The organism is Roseateles sp. P2_H4 (assembly GCF_056403315.1).
This window is the reverse complement of the sequence record NZ_JBFUFR010000004.1, coordinates 111,311-131,549: the sequence shown is the minus strand read 5'-3', so window position 1 is coordinate 131,549 and position 20,239 is coordinate 111,311. Positions and strand designations below refer to the sequence as shown.

At 67.3% G+C, this 20,239-nt stretch carries 14 protein-coding genes; all 14 read left to right on the top strand.

Annotated features, from left to right (window positions below; genetic code table 11):
• Nucleotides 1–84: 84 nt before the first annotated feature.
• The 14 genes from AC1DW3_RS04530 to AC1DW3_RS04465 all read left to right on the top strand — a co-directional run bounded on the left by AC1DW3_RS04530 (nucleotide 85) and on the right by AC1DW3_RS04465 (nucleotide 20,234).
• The gene (locus AC1DW3_RS04530; protein ID WP_477928990.1) at nucleotides 85–2,964 is read left to right on the top strand and encodes a TonB-dependent receptor; all 2,880 of its coding nucleotides are present in this window, start codon (nucleotides 85–87) and stop codon (nucleotides 2,962–2,964) included.
• Nucleotides 2,965–3,034: 70 nt separating this feature from the next.
• On the top strand, nucleotides 3,035–3,988 hold the full coding sequence (locus AC1DW3_RS04525) for a glycoside hydrolase family 43 protein (RefSeq protein WP_477928987.1): 954 nt from the start codon (nucleotides 3,035–3,037) through the stop codon (nucleotides 3,986–3,988).
• A 117-nt stretch (nucleotides 3,989–4,105) separates the two neighbouring features.
• Nucleotides 4,106–5,860: an IlvD/Edd family dehydratase gene (locus AC1DW3_RS04520; protein ID WP_477928986.1), complete on the top strand. Its 1,755-nt coding sequence runs from the start codon at nucleotides 4,106–4,108 to the stop codon at nucleotides 5,858–5,860.
• Nucleotides 5,861–5,877: 17 nt separating this feature from the next.
• Nucleotides 5,878–7,458 carry an aldehyde dehydrogenase (NADP(+)) gene (locus AC1DW3_RS04515; RefSeq protein ID WP_477929165.1) on the top strand — a complete coding sequence of 527 codons (1,581 nt, stop codon included), beginning with the start codon at nucleotides 5,878–5,880 and terminating at the stop codon, nucleotides 7,456–7,458.
• Nucleotides 7,459–7,490: 32 nt separating this feature from the next.
• Nucleotides 7,491–9,044: an alpha-N-arabinofuranosidase gene (locus AC1DW3_RS04510; protein ID WP_477928984.1), complete on the top strand. Its 1,554-nt coding sequence runs from the start codon at nucleotides 7,491–7,493 to the stop codon at nucleotides 9,042–9,044.
• A gap of 203 nt (nucleotides 9,045–9,247) precedes the next feature.
• Nucleotides 9,248–10,810 carry a glycoside hydrolase family 43 protein gene (locus AC1DW3_RS04505; RefSeq protein WP_477928982.1) on the top strand — a complete coding sequence of 521 codons (1,563 nt, stop codon included), beginning with the start codon at nucleotides 9,248–9,250 and terminating at the stop codon, nucleotides 10,808–10,810.
• Nucleotides 10,810–13,155 carry a beta-L-arabinofuranosidase domain-containing protein gene (locus AC1DW3_RS04500; RefSeq protein ID WP_477928981.1) on the top strand — a complete coding sequence of 782 codons (2,346 nt, stop codon included), beginning with the start codon at nucleotides 10,810–10,812 and terminating at the stop codon, nucleotides 13,153–13,155. The genes AC1DW3_RS04505 and AC1DW3_RS04500 overlap by 1 nt, the downstream gene beginning before the upstream one ends.
• 36 nt (nucleotides 13,156–13,191) lie before the next feature.
• On the top strand, nucleotides 13,192–13,935 hold the full coding sequence (locus AC1DW3_RS04495; RefSeq protein ID WP_477928980.1) for a substrate-binding periplasmic protein: 744 nt from the start codon (nucleotides 13,192–13,194) through the stop codon (nucleotides 13,933–13,935).
• A gap of 99 nt (nucleotides 13,936–14,034) precedes the next feature.
• Nucleotides 14,035–14,985, top strand: coding sequence for an ABC transporter substrate-binding protein (locus AC1DW3_RS04490; protein WP_477928979.1), 951 nt, complete (start codon nucleotides 14,035–14,037; stop codon nucleotides 14,983–14,985).
• Between the two features lie 87 nt (nucleotides 14,986–15,072).
• Nucleotides 15,073–16,617, top strand: a complete 1,545-nt coding sequence (locus AC1DW3_RS04485; protein WP_477928977.1) for a sugar ABC transporter ATP-binding protein — start codon at nucleotides 15,073–15,075, stop codon at nucleotides 16,615–16,617.
• A gap of 17 nt (nucleotides 16,618–16,634) precedes the next feature.
• Nucleotides 16,635–17,624 (top strand): ABC transporter permease, encoded by a 990-nt coding sequence (locus AC1DW3_RS04480; RefSeq protein WP_477928975.1) that lies wholly within the window; start codon nucleotides 16,635–16,637, stop codon nucleotides 17,622–17,624.
• Nucleotides 17,621–18,589: a galactofuranose ABC transporter, permease protein YjfF gene (yjfF, locus tag AC1DW3_RS04475; protein ID WP_477928973.1), complete on the top strand. Its 969-nt coding sequence runs from the start codon at nucleotides 17,621–17,623 to the stop codon at nucleotides 18,587–18,589. Before AC1DW3_RS04480 ends, yjfF begins: the two co-directional genes overlap by 4 nt.
• Nucleotides 18,589–19,545, top strand: a complete 957-nt coding sequence (locus AC1DW3_RS04470; protein WP_477928971.1) for a glycoside hydrolase family 43 protein — start codon at nucleotides 18,589–18,591, stop codon at nucleotides 19,543–19,545. Before yjfF ends, AC1DW3_RS04470 begins: the two co-directional genes overlap by 1 nt.
• Nucleotides 19,542–20,234 (top strand): DUF6250 domain-containing protein, encoded by a 693-nt coding sequence (locus tag AC1DW3_RS04465; RefSeq protein WP_477928969.1) that lies wholly within the window; start codon nucleotides 19,542–19,544, stop codon nucleotides 20,232–20,234. Before AC1DW3_RS04470 ends, AC1DW3_RS04465 begins: the two co-directional genes overlap by 4 nt.
• The last annotated feature ends 5 nt before the right edge of the window (nucleotides 20,235–20,239 follow it).

The window sequence follows — 20,239 nt, the reverse complement described above, 5'->3', positions numbered from 1 at the left end:
CAGACCCGAGCCCAACCGGCCCCTCAGAGGCTGAAGACGCTGACAGGGTTGGACAGCCTACCCATAACGATTCCCGGAGACACGATGAAGAACCAAGCCCTGGCGCCGCTGCATGCGCGTGCCCATTTCCAGAAGATTCCGAGCTTTGCCCTCAGCCTGACCGCCGCCGCCGCGCTGGCCGCCCTGTCCGCCACCGCCGGGGCCCAGGAAGCCGCCAAGGCCGAGTCGTTGGAGACGGTGACGATCACCGGTGTGCGTGCTTCGCTGACCAAGAGCCTGGCGAACAAGCGCACCAACGACCAGGTCGTGGAATCGGTGGTTGCCGAGGACATCGGCAAGCTGCCCGACAACAACGTCGTCGAAGCGCTGCAGCGCGTGACGGGCATCCAGGTCACCAACCGTGCCGGCGGCGAAGTCGGCACCATTTCCATCCGTGGCCTGCCCGACATTGCCACCACCTGGAACGGCCGCAACATCTTCACCGCCTCTGGCACGCAGGTGGCGCTGCAGGACATTCCGTCGACGCTGGTTCGCCAGATCGACGTCTACAAGACGCGCGACGCCGGCCAGCTGGAAAACGGCATCGCCGGCCAGATCGACGTCAAGTCGCTGCGCCCCTTCGACTTCAAGGGCGCGAAGCTGTCGCTGCTGGCGCGTGAAACCTATCTCGACCCCGCGGAAAAGTGGAATCCACAGCTGAGCGCCCTGGCCAGCAACCGCTGGAAGACCGACGCCGGTGATTTCGGTGCGCTGGTCAATCTGTCGATGGTCAAGACGAACTACCGCAACGAGAGCGTGACCCCCGGGGCCATGGTGCCCTTCACCAGCCCCAATGCCGCTGAAGTTCCGGCTGGCTATACGCCGTTGCAGCGCATCTTCGACAACAACATCTGGACGGCTGGCACCTACACCGGCTTGCCGCAGCAGGCGGGTTCGACGCTGAACTTCAACGGCACTGCACGCCCCTACTACCTTGCGCGTGACGCCGTTTTCCAGAGCGACGTTGAAGGCGAGCGCAAGCGCCCGGCCGCGAACATCGCCCTGCAGTGGCAACCGAACGCAGATGCCGTCTACACGTTTGAAACGATGTACAACGGTTATCGCGACAAGTCCTTCAACCGGCTGCTGTTCAGCTTCGTGGACTGGTGGGGCAGTCTCGGCAGCAACCCCGCGAGCACGATCACCACGTTCCCGGGCACCAACGTCATCAAGACGCGGACCGTGAATGACGTCTATGGCTTCAACAGCGGCGACTACACCACCTCGGCCACCGATTCCCGCATCTATGCCCTGAACGGCAAGTGGAATCTCGGCGACCGACTGAAGCTGGACGCCGATGTGTCCTACCAGACCAGCAAGTTCCACTCGGAATTCACCGCCACCCGCATTGACCGCGTCGCGCCGCAGATCACCGTCGACTTCAATTCGGGCGGCGGCAACATGGCCTTCAAGTTCAACAACAACGCCGACCTGGCGGACCCGGCCAAGTGGAACGTGGCGCAGTTCTACGACAACGCCAACCGCAACGAGGGCAGCGCCGCAACCGCCAGCCTGAACGGCGTCTACGACGCTGATTGGGGTCCGCTGAAGACGCTGAATTTCGGCGCGCGCTTCGACAGCCGCAAGGCGTCGGAGGCGAACCGGACGCAATCGGCTTTCCTGGGCCGCAACCTGGCCTCGCTGGGTGCGAATTACTACCACGTCAACTCAAATTTCGGCTCCGACATTTCGGACGTCCCGCGCTCCTGGATCGAGCCGAATGCCTACTACATCCGCGACAACATCGACACGTGGCGCAAGCTCTACAACTCGGTCGACGCGAACTTCCTGACGACCGACAAGCTGAGCCTGCAGAAGACCTTCGACGTCAAGGAAGACACCACCAACCTCTTCCTGATGGCGGACACCGAAAGCCAGTTGTTCGGCCGCCCTCTGCGCGCCAATTTCGGCGTGCGCTATGTGCAGGTCGACACCAGCATGACGGCCTACGCCGTCAACGCCACCACCAAGGTGGTGACGCCGACCAACGGCGAGAAGTCGGCCAAGAAGTTCCTGCCCAGCCTGACGCTGCGTTACGAGCCGGTCAAGGACGTGCTGGTGCGCTTCAACTACGGTGAAACGCTGCGCCGCCCGGGCTTCGGCGATCTCAACCCGGTGCTGCAACTCAGCGACGACGTCTCGCGGGTCGGCTACGGCGGCGGTGGCGGCGGCAACCCCGGCCTGGAGCCGACGCGCTCCAAGAACCTCGACCTGACGGGTGAGTGGTATTTCCAGAAGGACAGCGCGCTTTACGGCACCTTGTTCCAACGCAAGATCGACGGCCTGGTCGTGCCCCTGCGTCGCCGCGTTCACGTCGATCCGGCCAACGACCCGTTCCGCAACTCGACCTCGGGCGGCGACCACACCAACGGCTACGACTACGTCATCAGCTCGCCGGTCAATGCCTCCAACGGCAAGATCAGCGGCCTCGAACTGGGCACCGTCTACTTCCCGAAGGGCCTGCCGGGCCTGCTGGATGGTCTGGGCTTCCAGGGCAGCGTGACGCGCCTGACCTCGTCGCAGAACGTGCCGACCGCCAACAGCGCCGGCCAGATCGTCTCGCAGCTGGAGACGCCCTTCTTCGGCGTGTCCAAGCTGTCGTGGAATGCCACGCTGGCCTACGAAAAAGGCCCGATCGGCGCCCGCCTGTCCTATGTCCGTCGCTCGGCCTTCCTGGCCGCCAACGAAGCCGCGCTGTTCGCCAACCCGATCGGCATCTGGCGCCAGCCGGAAAAGAGCGTGGACCTCCAGCTGACCTACAACATCAACGATCAGATGGCGCTGGACATCAGCGGCGTCAACCTGACCAACGAGATGCAGCAGCAGTACTACCACTTCGGCAGCGCCGGCAACCCCGAGCTGACCAATTTCGGTACGGTCCAGATCGGCCGGGCGATCTCTGTCGGTTTCCGCTGGAAGCTTTAAGCCGAGCCTGTGCTCGCAGGGCGTTGCAGGGGCCTCCCCGGCAACGCCCTTTTTCTATCTGGCAGTCCTCATGTCCGACCTGATTGAGCCGCTGATCCGCCAGCGCGCCGACCCCCACATCAGCCGCCACGCCGACGGCTATTACTACTTCACCGCCTCGGTGCCGCAGTACGACCGCATCGAGGTGAGGCGGGCGACGACCATCGAGGGCCTGGTGAATGCGCCGGTCTTCGATGTCTGGCACAAGCCCGACACGGGGCCCTACTCCGAGCTGATCTGGGCGCCCGAGCTGCATTTCAACGACGGTGCCTGGTATGTCTACTTCGCCGCGGCGCACACCCGTGCGCTGGATCACCTCGGCATGTTCCAGCACCGGATGTACGCGATCAGGAACACCGCCAAGGATCCTTTGGGCGGCGAATGGGAGTTCCTTGGCCAGGTCGATACCGGCATCGACAGCTTCTGCCTGGACGCGACCACCTTCAGCCACCGCGGCCAGCTCTACTACCTGTGGGCGCAGAAGGACCCGGCCATCCCGGGCAACTCCAATCTCTACATTGCGCCGATGAAGACGCCCTGGCAGCTTGGCGGCGCACCGGTGCTGCTGAGCCGGCCCGAGTACGACTGGGAATGCCGCGGCTTCCTCGTCAACGAGGGGCCGTCGGTGTTGATCCGAAACGGCCGCGTCTTCATCAGCTACTCGGCCAGCGCGACGGACGAGAACTACGCCATGGGCCTGCTGTGGGCCGACGAGGGCGCCGACCTGCTCGACCCGACGAGCTGGCGCAAATCCGTCCAGCCCGTCATGCGCAGCGCGGCCGAGGACAGCGTCTTCGGCCCGGGCCACAACAGCTTCACCGTGACCGACAAGCCGGACGAGGTGCTGCTGGTCTATCACGCCCGCACCTACACGGAGATCGTCGGCGACCCGCTCTGGAACCCCGACCGCCACACGTTTGTGAAGCCGCTGCGCTGGTCGGCCGACGGCATGCCGGTGTTTGGCAAGCCCTCCCGGCGCGATTGATGCCAGTTTCGGTATCGGTACGCCGAGTTATTTGATTGGATTGCGTATCGCCCCCCTCCTAGCATCGTTTCCATACGGCAAACCTGCTTGCCGCCAGAACGACCTCCGAGACAAGACATGACGACTGACGACAAGAAGAGCAAGGTCAAGCTGCGCTCCGCCGAGTGGTTCGGTACCCAGGACAAGAACGGTTTCATGTACCGCTCCTGGATGAAGAACCAGGGCATCCCCGACCATGAGTTCAACGGCAAGCCCATCATCGGCATCTGCAACACCTGGAGCGAGCTGACGCCCTGCAACGCCCACTTCAGAAAGCTGGCCGAGCATGTCAAGCGCGGCATCATCGAAGCGGGCGGTTGGCCGGTCGAGTTCCCGGTGTTCTCCAGCGGTGAGAGCAATCTGCGCCCCACGGCCATGCTGACGCGCAACCTCGCCAGCATGGACGTCGAGGAGTCGATCCGCGGCAACCCAATGGATGCCGTCGTGCTGCTGGTGGGTTGCGACAAGACCACGCCCGCCCTGCTGATGGGCGCGGCCAGCGTCGACGTGCCGGCCATCGTCGTCACCGGCGGCCCGATGCTGAACGGCAAGCTCAAGGGCAAGAACATCGGCTCGGGCACGGCCGTGTGGCAGCTGCACGAGCAGGTCAAGGCCGGCGAGATCAGCATGCATGACTTCATGGCCGCCGAGGCCGGCCACTCGCGCTCGGCCGGCACCTGCAACACCATGGGCACGGCCAGCACCATGGCCTGCATGGCCGAGGCGCTGGGCACCTCGCTGCCGCACAACGCCGCCATCCCCGCCGTCGATGCGCGCCGTTATGTGCTGGCCCATCTGTCCGGCATGCGCATCGTCGAGATGGTGTGGGAGCAGCTGACGCTGTCCAAGGTGCTGACCAAGGAAGCCTTCGAGAACGCCATCCGCGTCAACGCCGCCATCGGCGGCTCCACCAACGCCGTCATCCACCTGAAGGCCATTGCCGGCCGCATCGGCGTGGACCTGGAGCTGGAAGACTGGACCCGCATCGGTCGCGGCACGCCCACCGTCGTGGACCTGCTGCCCTCGGGCCGCTACCTGATGGAAGAGTTCTATTACGCCGGCGGCCTGCCTGCCGTGCTGCGCCGCCTGGGCGAGGCCGACCTGCTGCCGCACAAGGACGCGCTGACCGTCAACGGCAAGAGCCTGTGGGCCAACGTCGTCGACGCGCCCATCTATGACGACGAAGTCATCCGCAAGCTCGACAACCCGCTCATCAAGGACGGCGGCATCTGCATCCTGCGCGGCAATCTCGCGCCGCGCGGTGCCGTGCTCAAGCCCTCGGCCGCCACGCCCGAGCTGATGAAGCACCGCGGCCGCGCCGTCGTCTTCGAGGACTTCGAGGACTACAAGGCCCGCATCGTCGACCCCGACCTGGCGGTGGACGCGACGTCCATCCTCGTCATGAAGAACTGCGGCCCCAAGGGCTACCCCGGCATGGCCGAGGTCGGCAATATGGGCCTGCCGCCCAAGCTGCTCGCAGCCGGCGTGAAGGACATGGTGCGCATCTCCGACGCGCGCATGAGCGGCACTGCCTACGGCACCGTCGTGCTGCATGTGGCACCCGAGGCGCGCGCCGGCGGGCCGCTGGCTGTCGTCCAGGAAGGCGACTTCATCGAGCTGGACTGCGCTGCCGGCCGCCTGCACCTGGACGTGCCCGAGGAAGAGCTCAAGCAGCGCCTCGAAGCCTGGGCCGCCGCTCAGACCGTGGACCCGCAGGACGCCAGCGGCTATCGCCAGCTCTATGTGCAGCATGTGCTGCAGGCCGACGAAGGCTGCGACTTCGACTTCCTGCGCGGCAAGCGCGGCTCCGCCGTCCCGCGCCACTCTCACTGAGGTTTGATTTCATGAGCATCACCCTCCAAGGCCTGGCCCTGATCGGCGGCCAGCCCGTGCGCGGCGCCGGCGCCGCCTTCCAGGCTTTCGATCCGAGCAAGAACGAAGCCCTCGGCCCCGACTTCAATGCCGTTGACGCCGCCCAGGTGGCAGAGGCCTGCGAGCTGGCCGGCGCCACCTTCGACGCCTACCGTGCCACCACCGACCAGGAGCGCGCCGACTTTCTGGAGCAGATCGCGGCCCAGATCCTGGCCCTGGGCGACGAGCTCATCGTCCGCGCGATGGCCGAGACCGGCCTGCCCCGCCTGCGCCTGGAAGGCGAGCGTGGCCGCACGATGAACCAGCTGAAGCTGTTCGCCGAGCTGCTGCGCGAAGGCAGCTGGCAGGACGCCCGCATCGACACCGCCCTGCCGCAGCGCCAGCCGCCGCGACCCGATCTGCGGCTGCGCTTCGTCGGCGTCGGCCCGGTGGCCGTGTTCGGCGCCAGCAACTTCCCGCTGGCCTTCTCGGTCGCCGGTGGCGACACCGCCGCGGCCCTGGCCGCAGGCTGCCCCGTCGTCGTCAAGGCGCACTCGGCCCACCCCGGCACGTCCGAGCTCGTCGGCCGCGCCGTCGTCGAGGCCGTACGCCTGAGCAAGCTGCCGGCCGGCGTCTTCGCGCTGCTGACCGGCAGTGGCCACGGCATCGGCGACACGCTGGTGCGCCACCCGGCCATCCAGGCCGTCGGCTTCACCGGCTCGCGCAGCGGTGGCATCGCCTTGATGGCCGCTGCCGCCGCGCGTGCCCAACCCATCCCGGTCTATGCCGAGATGAGCAGCATCAACCCCGTCGTCCTGCTGCCCGGCGCCTTGGCCGCGCGCGGCGCCGATATCGCGACCGGCTTCGCGGCGTCGCTCGTCATGGGCGTCGGCCAGTTCTGTACCAACCCCGGTCTGGTGCTGGGCATTGCCGGCGCCGACTTCGACCGCTTTGCCGCTGCCGCCGCCGAGGCCCTCAAGCCCGTGTCCGCCGCCACCATGCTGACGCCCGGCATCGCCAGCGCCTACCAGCGTGGCGAGGACCAGCTCGCCGGCCAGCCCGAGGTCGCGACGCTGACCCGCGGCTCGTCCAGCGCTTGCCAAGGCGCGCCGGCCCTGTTCAAGACCACCGGCGCGGCCTTCCTGGCCAACCACGCGATGTCTGCGGAAATCTTCGGCCCGGCCTCGCTGCTCGTGGCCTGCCGCGACGTCGATGAATTGCTTGCCGTCATCGAGGGCCTGGAAGGCCAGCTGACCGCGACGCTGCAGCTGCAGGACGACGACGAAGCCGACCTCGCCACCGCCCGCCGCCTGCTGCCCGCTCTCGAGCGCAAGGTCGGCCGCATCCTGGCCAACGGCTATCCGACCGGTGTCGAGGTGTCGACGGCCATGGTCCACGGCGGCCCCTTCCCGGCCACCAGCGACGGCCGCAGCAGCTCCGTCGGCACGGCGGCCATCCAGCGCTTCCTGCGCCCGGTCTGCTACCAGAACATGCCGCGGGCTCTGCTGCCGGCGGTGCTGCGCGAGCCCAACGAGCGCGGCGTCTGGCGGCGCCGCGACGGCGCGCTGACACGCAACTGAAGAACACAAGACAAACGACAGGAGACAAGACGATGAAGAAGCAACTGCTGGCCAAACTGATCGCGATTGGGGCCACGCTGGCGGTGGGCGCCAGCGCCCTGGCCGCCGACATCAAGCTGGTCGTCAATGCCGACCAGCCTGGCCCCGTCATCCACCGCAACATCTACGGCCAGTTCGCCGAGCACCTGGGCACGGGCATCTACGAGGGCATGTGGGTCGGCCCCGACTCCAAGATCCCGAACGTGCGCGGCTGGCGCAAGGATGTCGTCGCGGCGCTGAAGGAACTCAAGGTGCCGCTGGTGCGCTGGCCCGGTGGCTGCTTCGCCGACGAATACCACTGGCGCGAAGGCATCGGCCCGCGCAAGAGCCGCCCGGTGAAGGTCAACACCACCTGGGGCGGCGTGCCCGAGGACAACGCCGTCGGCACGCACGAGTTCTTCGACCTCGTCGAGCAGCTCGGCGCCGAGGCCTATGTGAACGGCAACCTCGGCACCGGCAGCGCCCAGGAAATGGCCGAGTGGCTGGAGTACATGACCTCCACCGGCAAGTCCACGCTGGCCGAACTGCGCCGCAAGAACGGCCGCGACAAGCCTTTCCGCGTGCACTACTTTGCCGTCGGCAACGAGGCCTGGGGCTGCGGCGGCAACATGCGTCCCGAGTACTACGCCGACCAGTACCGCCAGGTCGCGACCTTCCTGAAGACGCCGCAGGAGAACCGCCCCATCTTCATCGCCAGCGGCGGCAACGGCATGCAGACGGAATGGACGGAAGCCCTGAGCAAGGGCGTGCACAGCGTCAACGCCATCTCCCACCACGCCTACACCCTGCCCACCGGCAACTGGGAGAAAAAGGGCTCGGCCGTGGGCTTCCCCGAGAGCGAATGGGTGTCGACGCTGGGCAATGTCCAGCAGATCGAGACCATGATCAAGGTGAACAAGGCCGTCCTCGACAAGAACGACCCGAGCAAGAAGATCGGTTTCTACTTCGACGAGTGGGGCAGCTGGTACGACCCCGATCCCGGCAGCAACCCCGGCTTCCTCGTGCAGCGCAACACGCTGCGTGATGCGCTGCTGGCCGCCCTGCACTTCAACGTGTTCCACGCCCACGCCGACCGCGTGCACATGACCAACATCGCCCAGATGGTCAACGTGCTGCAGGCCATGATCCTGACGAGCAAGGACAAGCTCGTCCTGACGCCGACCTACCACGCGTTCGCGCTGTACACGCCCTTCCAGGACGCGACCTCGCTGCCCGCCACCATCGAGAACAACCCGGTCTACAAGGTGGACAAGTTCTCGATGCCGGCGCTGTCCGCCACCGCCGCGCGCGGCAAGGACGGCAAGCTCTACATCGGCCTCGTCAACGCCCACGCCACGCAGGCCACCGAGCTGACGCTGCAGGTGGGCTCGGCAGCACCCAAGGCCGTCAAGGGCAAGCTGCTGACGGCCGGCGCGATGGATGCGCAGAACGAACTCGGCAAGCCGGCGCAGGTCGTGCCCCAGGCCTTTGAGGCCCAGGCCACTGGCGGCAAGCTGACGCTGAAGCTGCCGGCCAAGTCGGTCGTCGTCGTCGCCGTCGAGGGCTGACCAGCCCCTTCGGCCAAGCACTTTCTGCTGATCCGCAACCCTGGGCCTGCCGTGCTGCTTGCCCAGGCCTTGCGCTGCGTTCGTGGTCCGCACGCGGCATATCAAAACCAGGATCGACCGCGTCTGCAATGTCATTGGTGCGCTGTCGCCGAGCCTCCTAGGCTGCGCCAGACACAACCATCAGATCCGGAGACAAACTCGTCATGGCCATTCACAACCGACGCGACTTCCTCGCGGGCTCGGCCGCCCTCGCGCTGACCGGCTGCGGCGGCGGAGGGGGTGGTGCGGCCGCGCCGGCACCCAGCCCGACGCCCGCGCCCGCCCCAGCGCCCGCGCCCACACCTGCTCCCGCTCCCGCACCGACGCCAGCGCCAGCACCCGCTCCTTCGCAGGCGCCGGTGAGCTTCACCAACGCGGCGGTGCATGACCCCTCGGTGATCCGCGCCGACGGTTCGTTCTATGTCTTCGGCTCGCACCTCGCGGCGGCGAAGACGAGCGACCTGATGAACTGGACCAAGATCGCCGACGTCGTCAACGACAGCAACCCGCTGTTCGGCAACAAGGTGACGACCGAGCTGGCCGAGACGCTGGCCTGGGCCCAGACGACGACGTTGTGGGCGCCCGACGTGACCAGGCTGGCCGACGGCAAGTTCTATATGTATTACTGCGCCTGCAAGGGCGACTCGCCGCGTTCGGCGCTGGGCGTTGCCGTCGCCAGCAAGGTGGACGGGCCCTACGTCAACAAGCAGATCCTGCTGAAGTCCGGCCAATGGGGCCTGGCCAGCGAGGACGGCAGCATCTACGACGCCACCAAGCATCCCAACGTCGTCGACCCGGCCGTGTTTGCCGATGCGACGGGCAAGCTGTGGATGGTCTATGGCTCCTATTCGGGCGGCATCTTCATCATGCAGCTCGATGCCGCGACGGGACTGCCGCTGGCGGGCCAGGGCTATGGCAAGCACCTGATGGGCGGCAACCATGCGCGCATCGAGGGCGCCTATGTGATCTACAGCCCGCAGAGCAAGTACTACTACCTCTTCACGTCCTTCGGGGGCCTGGATGCCGTGGGCGGCTACAACGTGCGTGTCGCGCGCTCGCTGTCGCCCGACGGCCCCTACCTCGACGGCGCGGGCACCGACATGGCCACCGTCAAGGGCGCGGCCGGCACGGTCTTCGACGACGCCAGCATCACGCCCCACGGCATGAAGCTGATGGGCGGCCACCAGTTCGCGCTGGCCACCGGCGAGACGGGCACGGCCCTGGGCTATGTCTCGCCCGGCCACAACTCGGCCTACTACGACGCGGCGACGGGCCAGTACTTCATCGTCTTTCACACGCGCTTCCCGAACACGGGCGAGGCGCATGAGATCCGCGTGCACGAGATGCACCTGAACGAAGACGGCTGGCTGGTCATCGCGCCGCTGCGCTATGCCCCGCTGAGCCTGGCCACGCCGGCGCAGACGGCCGAGGTCACTGCGGCGCAAGCGGCAGGGACGTACAAGGTGGTCAACCACGGCAAGGACATCACGGCGACGAGCAAGGCCTCGATCAACGTCACGCTGAACGCCGATGGCACGGTCAGCGGCGGCATGACGGGCACCTGGACCATCAAGGCCGGCAACAAGCTGACGATCGCGTCCGGCGGCACAAGCTATGTGGGCGTGCTGTCGCGGCAGTGGAATACGAATGCCGGCGCCTTCGTCGTCAGCTTCAGCGCACTGTCTTCAGGCGGCGTGTCGCTTTGGGCCATTCGCACGGGGGCCTGATGCGAGCCTTCCTGCTGGCCCTTGCCTTCGTCGTCACCGGCGCGGGCGCGGCCACGCAGGGCTTTCCGCTGGACCGGGTCCGCCTGCTCGACGGGCCCTTCCTCGAAGCGCAGACCACCGACCTCCATTACCTGATGGCGCTCGACCCCGAGCGCCTGCTCGCGCCCTTCCGCCGCGAAGCCGGCCTGCCGGTGCCGGTGCCGAGCTACGGCAACTGGGAGTCCAGCGGCCTCGACGGCCACATGGGCGGGCACTACGTGTCGGCGCTGGCGCTGATGTATGCGTCCACTGGCGATGCCGAGGTCAAGCAGCGCCTGGACTACGTCATCGCCGAACTGAAGCGCTGCCAGGACAAGCTCGGCAGCGGCTATCTCGGCGGCATCCCCGATGGCGCCAAGGCCTGGAGCGAGATCGTCGCGGGCGATCTCAAGGTCGACAGCTTCTCCGTCAACGGCCGCTGGGTGCCTTGGTACAACATCCACAAGATGTTCGCCGGCCTGCGCGACGCCTGGGTGCACGCCGGCAGCGCCGACGCCAAGCTCATGCTCGTGCGCATGAGTGACTGGGCGCTGCGCCTGACGACGCCGCTGAGCGACGCGCAGATGCAGGACATGCTGCGTGCCGAGCATGGCGGCATGAACGAGGTGCTGGCCGACGTGTCCGACATGACGGGCGACCTGCGCTATCTGGCGCTAGCCCGCCGCTTCTCCCACCAGGCCATCCTGCAGCCGTTGGCCGCCGGTCAGGACAAGCTGACCGGCCTGCACGCCAACACGCAGATACCCAAGGTCATCGGCTTCGCGCGCATTGCCCAGCTCGGTGGCGAAGATGAAGGCCGCCGCGCCGCCGAGTTCTTCTGGCGCACGGTGRCGAGCAAGCGCACGGTCGCCATCGGCGGCAACAGCGTCAAGGAGCATTTCCATCCGGCCGACGACTTCCGGCCCATGCTCAACGAGGTCGAAGGCCCGGAGACCTGCAACAGCTACAACATGCTGAAGCTGACGGCGCTGCTGCAGCAGGCGGCACCGGAGCAGGGCCAGTACGCGGACTTCTACGAGCGCACCCTCTACAACCACATCCTCGCGTCACAGCATCCCGGTGAGGGCGGCTTCGTCTACTTCACGCCGATGCGGCCCCAGCACTACCGCGTTTACTCGCAGGTGGAGCAGGGCATGTGGTGCTGCGTGGGTTCCGGCATCGAAAGCCATGCGCGGCATGGTGAGTTCATCTACGCGCACGACAGCGACTCGCTCTACGTGAACCTCTTCATCGCGTCCAAGCTGGATTGGCGCGAGCGTGGCATCCACCTCACGCAATCCACCCGTTTCCCGGACGAGTCGCGCACACGCCTGACGGTGCATGACGCGGGCGAGTTCGCGCTGAAGATCCGCTACCCCGGCTGGGTGGCGCCCGGCGCGCTCAAGGTCAAGCTGAACGGCAAGCCCGTCGTCGTGAAAGCCAAGCCCGGTGGCCATGTCGAGCTGCGTCGCGCCTGGGTCGCCGGCGATCGGGTCGACGTCGAGCTGCCTATGCGCACGACGCTGGAGCCCATGCCCGGCCTGAAGCACTACGTCGCCGTGCTGCACGGCCCCATCGCGCTGGCCGCCAAGACACCGCAGCCCGGCGAAGCGCTCAGCTTCAAGGCCGACGGCTCGCGCATGGGCCATATCGCCCATGGCGCCGTTTGCCCGCAGGATGCTGCGCCCGTCTTCGTCAGCGATCGCGCCGACTTCGTGCGCCGCTTCCGGCCCGTGCCCGGCCAGCCATTGACCTTCGTGGCGCCTGGCCTCATCCAGGGCCGCGAAGGCGCCGACAAGCTGCAGCTGATTCCCTTCTTCCGCCTGCACGACTCCCGCTACATGCTGTACTGGGGCCACACGACGCGGGCCCAGCAGAGCCTCGTGCGCGCCGAGCTGGCCAAGGCGGAGGAGGCGCGCCTGGCCCTGGATGCCCAGACCCTCGACCAGGTCGCGCCCGGTGAGCAGCAGCCCGAGTCCGACCATGGCTTCAAAGGCRAGGGCGTCGAGACCGGTATCGCGCCGGCCGGCCGTTGGCGGCATGCGCGGCAGTGGTTCGGCTACACGCTCAGCGACCCGCAGTCCCAGGCCCGCCTGCTGAGGCTGACGCTGGCCAGTGGCGACGCCGGCCGGCGCTTCGAGGTCGTCGTCAACGGCCGCGTCATCGCAGAGCTGGAACTGGCCGGCGACACCCAGCCCCTCTACGCCCGCGACATCCCGCTGCCGGCCGATCTCGTCGCTGCAGCGGGCGGAAAACTCGAGGTGCGCTTCGTCGCAAGACCGGGATCCATCGCGGGTGGCCTCTACGGCCTGAGATTGCTGCGTTAGGTTGACGCCGGCGGGCGGCGGCCTTCCACTGCCCCCATGCCGCTGACCCGACGCAACTGCCTCGCCCTCGCCGCCACACCCCTCGCCGCAGGCGCCTCGCCTTCCGAAGTCGTCATCGCCCTCGACGCACAGAACCCGCCCTTCATGTACGCCGACCGTGACGGCCAGCCGCACGGCGTCTACCCGCTACTGCTGCGCACGCTGTTCACGCGCCTGGACGTGCCCCTGCGCCTGGCCTGCCTGCCCTGGCCGCGCGCGCTGGTCGGGCTGGACCGGGCCGAGCATGGCGTCGGCGGCATCTACGCCACGGCCGAGCGCCAGGCTCGCCACGACTTCAGCCAGGCCCTGCATGTCGAGACCATCAAGGTCTACACCCGCCGCGGCGGCCTGCGGCTGTTCGACCGCATCGACGATCTGCGCGGCCTGCGCGTGGGCGTGCTGCGCGGCTGGAGCTATGGCGACAGCTTCGACGCCGCCAGCCGTGCCGGCCTGTTCATGGCCGAGCCGGTGTCGTCGGACTCGCAGAACTTCGGCAAGCTGGAGCGCGGCTTCCTGGACGTGGCGGTGGCCATCGAACAGTCCGGCGACACGCTGCTGGCTACCGGCGAGTTCCCGTCGGTGCGGGCATTGCCCAACCCGCTGACCGAGAACCCGACCTATCTGGCCTTCAACAAATCGGCCCAGCAGCGCGCGCTGATCGCTCGTTTCGATGAAAGTTTGGACAAGCTGCGCCGCAGCGGCGAGCACGCCCGTATCGTTTCCCTGGGGCTGAGGGACTAGGCATACCGATTTCGGCATGTATTTGCCGAGAAATGTCATTGGTCGCGCATCGCTCGCCTTCCTACGATGACCCGTCACAAGACCGATACGGAGACAGACATGAATATCTTGCGCCGCAGCCTGCTGGCCGCCGCTTTGCTGACCCCGGCCTTCGCGGCCCTCGCCGCCCCCCTCGTCATGGGCTTCTCCCAGGTCGGTGCCGAGAGCGAATGGCGCACGGCCAATACCGCTTCCGTGAAGGCCGCGGCCAAGGAGGCCGGCATCACGCTGAAGTTCGCCGACGCGCAGCAGAAGCAGGAGAACCAGGTCAAGGCCATCCGCAGCTATATCGCGCAGAAGGTCGACGTCATCGCCTTCTCGCCGGTCGTGGAAAGTGGCTGGGACACGGTGCTCAAGGAAGCCAAGACGGCGGGCATCCCCGTCATCCTGACCGACCGCGCCGTCAAGGTGGCCGATCCGTCGCTCTACGTCACTTTCATCGGTTCCGACTTCGTCGAGGAAGGCCGCAAGGCCGGCCGCTGGGTGCTGGAGCGCGCCGCCAAGGCACCCGGTGGCGCCCTGAACATCGTCGAGCTGCAGGGCACCGTGGGCTCGGCCCCGGCCATCGACCGCAAGAAGGGCTTTGAAGAAGTCATCAAGGCCAATGCCAAGTTGCAGATCATCCGCTCCCAGTCCGGCGAGTTCACGCGCGCCAAGGGCAAGGAGGTCATGGAGGCCTTCCTGAAGGCCCGCGACAAGAAGATCGACATCCTGTTCGCCCACAACGACGACATGGCCATCGGCGCCATCCAGGCGATCGAGGAAGCCGGCCTGAAGCCGGGCCAGGACATCGCCATCGTCTCCATCGACGGCGTGCGCGGCGCCTTCGAGGCCATGAAGGCGGGCAAGCTCAACGTGACCGTCGAGTGCAACCCGCTGCTCGGCCCGCAGCTGATGCAGCTGGCCAAGGACATCGTCGCCAAGAAGCCGGTGGAGAAGCGCATCACGGTGACCGAGGGCGTCTACACGGCCGATGTCGCCGCCAAGGAATTGCCGAACCGGAAGTACTGAGGCCGGACCGAGGACAGGACCTGCGTCCTGTCCGACGCCTGCCGAAGGACTCGTCGCTTGCAAGCGACGAGGCATGAGAGTGCAGACATGAATCTCCCAATCACCAGTACCCCGGTGCTGGCGCTGTCCGGCATCCACAAGGGCTTCCCGGGCGTCAAGGCGCTCAGCGATGTCAGCCTGCGTCTCTTCCCCGGCGAAGTCCATGCGCTGATGGGCCAGAACGGCGCCGGCAAGTCGACGCTGATCAAGGTGCTGACGGGGCTGTATCAACCCGATGCCGGCACGATCACGCTGGACGGCAAGGCCATCGCGCCCAAGCGCACCGAAGACGCGCAGGACCTCGGCATCCGCACCGTCTACCAGGAGGTCAACCTCTGCCCCAACCTCAGCGTGGCGGAGAACATCTGCGCCGGGCGCTTTCCGCGCAAATCTTGGCTGAGTGGGGGCCGCATCGACTGGGCCGCGGTCAACGCGGAGGCCAGGCGCGTGCTGGCGCAGATGGACCTCGACATCGACGTGACCGCACCGCTGTCGCGCTGCTCGCTGTCCGTGCAGCAGATGGTGGCCATCGCCCGCGCGCTGCGCATCTCGGCGCGCGTGCTCATCCTCGACGAGCCCACGTCCAGCCTGGACGACGCGGCCGTGCAGCGCCTCTTCACGGTGCTGCGCCGCCTGCGCGACCAGGGCCTGGCCATCCTCTTCGTCACCCATTTCCTCGACCAGACCTATGCGCTGGCCGACCGCATCACGGTGATGCGCAACGGCGAGACCGAGGGTGAATACCTGGCCGCCGACCTGAGCCGCCTGGCCCTGGTCAACAAGATGGTGGGCGCGCCGCCCGACCAGCAGCCCACCCGCCTGGACAGCCGCGCCTCGGAAACCGGTGCCCCTGTGCTGAGCGCGCAAGGGCTGGGTCGGCGCGGCGCGCTGCACCCGCTGGACCTGGAGCTCAAGCGCGGCGAGGTGCTGGGCCTGGCCGGCCTGCTCGGCTCGGGCCGCACCGAGGCGGCGCGCCTGCTGTTCGGCGCCGACGCGGCCGACGCGGGCCATGTAGAGACCGGTAACCACAGCGGCCGCTGGCATTCGCCGCGCCAGGCCATTGCTGCCGGCGTCGCCTTCTGCTCCGAGGACCGCAAGCACGAGGGCGCCATCCTGGAGCTCTCGGTGCGCGACAACATCCTGCTCGCGCTGCAAGCCCGCCACGGCCTGCGCCTGGTCATGAGCCGTGAGCAGCAGCAGGCCCTGGCCGACGACTACATCCAGCGCCTGGGCATCAAGACACCGAGCGCCGACACGCCCATTGGCCAGCTCAGCGGCGGTAACCAGCAGAAGGCCCTGCTGGCGCGTTGGCTGGCGACCAAGCCGGCCGTCCTCATCCTCGACGAGCCCACCCGCGGCATTGACGTGCGCGCCAAGGAAGACCTGATGGACATGGTCCTCGCCCTGGCCCGCGGCACAGCTGAGGAGGGTGGCGGCATGGCCATCGTCTTCATCTCCTCCGAGCTGCCCGAAGTCCTGCACTGCAGCGACCGCCTGCTCGTGCTGCGCGACCGCCGCGCCGCGGGCGAATACCGCCGCGGCGAGCTGGACGAGCGCAGCGTGCTCGAGGTCATCGCCGCAGAATCTGCATGAAAGAAGCCGCCCTCCCCATGCCCACGCCCCGCGCACCGGCACCGCCCTTCTGGCGCCATCCGCTCGCGCGGCCCCTCGCCGCGTTGGCCCTGCTGCTCGCCGCTGCAGCCGTCTTCGTGCCGGGCTTTCTGCATCTCGAGGTCAAGGACGGCCACCTCTACGGCAGCCTGGTCGACATCCTGCATCGCGCCGCGCCGCTGATGCTGGCGGCCATGGGCATGACGCTGGTCATCGCCACGCGCGGCATCGACGTGTCGGTGGGCGCCGTCGTCGCCATCGCCGGCACTGTGGGCTGCGTGCTGGTCGGCTCGCATGGCCTGGCCATCGCTTTCGCCGCGGCACTCGGCGCCGCGCTGCTTTGCGGCCTGTGGAACGGCCTGCTGGTGTCGGCCCTGGGCCTGCAGCCCATCATCGCGACGCTGATCCTGATGGTCGCCGGCCGCGGCCTGGCCCAGCTGCTGACCGATGGGCAGATCATCACCGTCTACGAGCCGGCCAGCTTCTTCTGGCTCGGCGGCGGCTACCTGCTCGGCCTGCCGGTGTCTCTCTTCGTCGTGGCGACGGTCGGTGGCCTGACGGCCCTGCTGATGAAGCGCACGGCCCTGGGCCTCTTCATCCAGACGGTCGGCATCAACCCCGTCGCCGCGCGGCTCGCCGGCGTGCGCACCGCGGCCATCGTGTTCTTCGTCTACGTCTACTGCAGCCTCGGCGCCGGCCTTGCGGGATTGATGATCTCGTCCAACATCAAGAGCGCCGACGCCAACAATGCCGGCCTGCTGCTGGAACTGGACGCCATCCTGGCCGTCACCCTAGGCGGTGGGCAGCTCAGCGGCGGCAAGTTCAGTCTGGCCGGGAGCCTCATCGGCGCTTTGATCATCCAGACGCTGACATCCACCATCTATGCCATGGGCGTGCCGCCCCAGGTCACCATGGTCGTCAAGGCCGTCGTCGTGTTTGCGGTCTGCATCTCGCAGTCTTCGGCCTGGTCGACGTGGAGGAAGGCATGAAGCGACTTCTTTCCGCYCCGTCGTTCACCAGCTGGGTCAGCGTCGTGCTGATGGCACTGCTCTTCATCGTCGGCGCCAGCAGCTACACGGGCTTCGGCTCCACGCAGGTCGTCCTCAACCTGCTGATCGACAACGCCTTCCTGCTCGTCATCGCCGTCGGCATGAGCTTCGTCATCCTGTCCGGCGGCATCGACCTGTCGGTCGGCTCGGTGCTGGCGCTGACGACCATGGTCGCCGCCTGGCTGCTGCAGGTGGCGCAGTGGCCGGCCGAGCTGGTCATCGTCGTCGTGCTGCTCGGTGGCGCGGCCTTTGGCGCGCTGCAGGGGCTGATCATCCACGTCTTCAAGCTGCAGGCCTTCATCGTCACCTTGGCCGGCATGTTCCTGGCGCGCGGCCTGTGCTTTCTGATCAGCGTGGACAGCATCACCATCGACGCGCCGCTGTTCGTCACGCTGTCGCAGACGCAGGTCCCGCTATTCGCCGGGGCCTTCCTGTCGCCGGGTGCGCTGATCGCTCTCGCCATGCTCGCCGCCGGCCTGTGGATCGCGCATTGCACGGCCTTTGGCCGCACGGTCTATGCGCTGGGCGGCAGCGAAGCCTCGGCGCTGATGATGGGCCTGGCCGTGGGCCGCACCAAGGTCGCCGTCTATGGCCTGAGCGGCTTCTGCGCTTCGCTGGCCGGCCTGCTGTTCGCCTTCTACATGCTCAGTGGCTACGGTCAGCATGCCCAGGGCGTGGAGCTGGACGCCATCGCCGCCGTCGTCATCGGTGGCACCGTGCTGACGGGGGGTTATGGCTATGTGGCCGGCGCTCTGTCCGGTGTCCTCGTCCTCGGTCTCATCCAGACGCTGATCGCCTTCGACGGCACGCTCAGCTCCTGGTGGACCAAGATCGTCATCGGCGCCCTGCTCTTCGTCTTCTGCGCCGTGCAGCGCCTGTTGTCCCTGAAGAAAGCCCAAGCGTGATGTTGAAGAAGATGGCCGCGGCCGCCTTGCTGCTGACCTTGGGCGCCGCCCAGGCCGCCAACCCGCTCTTCCCTCATCTCTACACGGCCGACCCCGCTGTTCTCGTCGACGGGGGCCGCGTCTATATCTATGCCGGGCGCGACGAAGCGCCCGTGGGCGGCAAGGACTTCGTCATGCACGAGTGGCGGGTCTTCTCCAGCTGCGACATGGCGCAGTGGCAGGACCACGGCGCGCCGTTGAACGTCAAGACCTTCACCTGGGCCAAGGCTCGCGCCTGGGCGTCCGACGTCGTCAAGCGCGACGGCAAATACTGGTTCTACTCGACGGTGGAGCACGCCAGCGTCCCCGGCTTCGCCATCGGCGTGGCGGTGTCCGATTCGCCGACCGGCCCGTTCAGGGATGCGCGCGGCTCGGCGCTCGTCACCAACGACATGACGAAGCAGACCGACATTGCCTGGGACRACATCGACCCGACGGTGTTCGTCGACGATGACGGCCAGGCCTGGCTGTACTGGGGCAACACGGTACTGAAGTACGCCAAGCTCAAGGCCAACATGACCGAGCTGGACGGGCCTATCCAGGTGCTGGCGATGAAGGATTTCGTCGAGGCGCCCTATCTGCACAAGCACGGCGGCATCTACTACCTGAGCTACTCGGAGTTCTTCCCCGAGCAGACCGCCTACCTGACCGGGCCGTCAGCCACCGGCCCCTGGACGCCGCGCGGCGTCATCATGGCCAAGAACCTGAAGACGCCCACCATCCACCAGGCCATCTTCGACTTCAACGGCAAGAGCTATATCGTTTATCACAACGCGGAGCTGCCGGGCGGTGGCGAGTACCGGCGCTCGGTGGCGATCGAGGAGCTGCGCTACAAGCCCGATGGCACGATCGAGGCGCCGATCGCGCAGACGAAGGCGGGCCCGGCCGCCAACCCGTCGCCCGGTTGCAAGCCTTGAAGCCCCTGCGCCGCGCTCTGCTGCTGTGGGCCCTGTGCGGTGCTGCGGTGGCCGATCCTGCGTCGTTGGGCGAGCGCGGCCGGCTGATCTTCAGCGACGACTTCGCGCAGCCGTTGGACGCCAAGACCTGGGTCGCCGAGATCGAGGCCAAGCCCGGTTCGACGGTCGTCGCGCGCGAGGGTCGCCTGGTGCTGGACACGGCCGGCGGCGTGACCGTCTGGCTGAACCGGCGCCTCAGCGGCAATCTCCTCATCGAATACCGACGCCGCGTCGTCGTGCAGGGCGGCGCCAACGACAGGCTCAGCGATCTCAACCAGTTCTGGATGGCGACCAGCGCCGACGGCGGCTCGCCTCTCGGCCGCAATGGCGCCTTCGAGTCCTATGACGGTCTCAGCCTCTATTACTTCGGCATTGGCGGCAACAGCAACACCAGCACGCGGCTGCGCAAATACGGCGACGGCCAGCGCGTGCTGCTGCAGGAGAGGCTGGATGCCGACCACCTCCTGAAGCCCAACCATGACTACCTCGTCCAGACGCTGGTCAAGGACGGCCGCTCGGCGGTCTATATCGACGGCCAGCTCTTCTTCGAGCATCGCGATGCGAGCCCGCTGAAGCAAGGCTGGTTCGGCCTGCGCAGCACCTGGTCCCGTCAGGAGATAGGCGCGTTGCGGATCTACGCGCTGGACTGAGTTAG

Coding starts and splice junctions, on each gene's coding strand:
- AC1DW3_RS04530 (WP_477928990.1), top strand. CDS start 85: ATGAAGAACCAAGCCCTGGCGCCGCTGCATGCGCGTGCCCATTTCCAG.
- AC1DW3_RS04525 (WP_477928987.1), top strand. CDS start 3,035: ATGTCCGACCTGATTGAGCCGCTGATCCGCCAGCGCGCCGACCCCCAC.
- AC1DW3_RS04520 (WP_477928986.1), top strand. CDS start 4,106: ATGACGACTGACGACAAGAAGAGCAAGGTCAAGCTGCGCTCCGCCGAG.
- AC1DW3_RS04510 (WP_477928984.1), top strand. CDS start 7,491: ATGAAGAAGCAACTGCTGGCCAAACTGATCGCGATTGGGGCCACGCTG.
- AC1DW3_RS04505 (WP_477928982.1), top strand. CDS start 9,248: ATGGCCATTCACAACCGACGCGACTTCCTCGCGGGCTCGGCCGCCCTC.
- AC1DW3_RS04495 (WP_477928980.1), top strand. CDS start 13,192: ATGCCGCTGACCCGACGCAACTGCCTCGCCCTCGCCGCCACACCCCTC.
- AC1DW3_RS04490 (WP_477928979.1), top strand. CDS start 14,035: ATGAATATCTTGCGCCGCAGCCTGCTGGCCGCCGCTTTGCTGACCCCG.
- AC1DW3_RS04485 (WP_477928977.1), top strand. CDS start 15,073: ATGAATCTCCCAATCACCAGTACCCCGGTGCTGGCGCTGTCCGGCATC.
- AC1DW3_RS04480 (WP_477928975.1), top strand. CDS start 16,635: ATGCCCACGCCCCGCGCACCGGCACCGCCCTTCTGGCGCCATCCGCTC.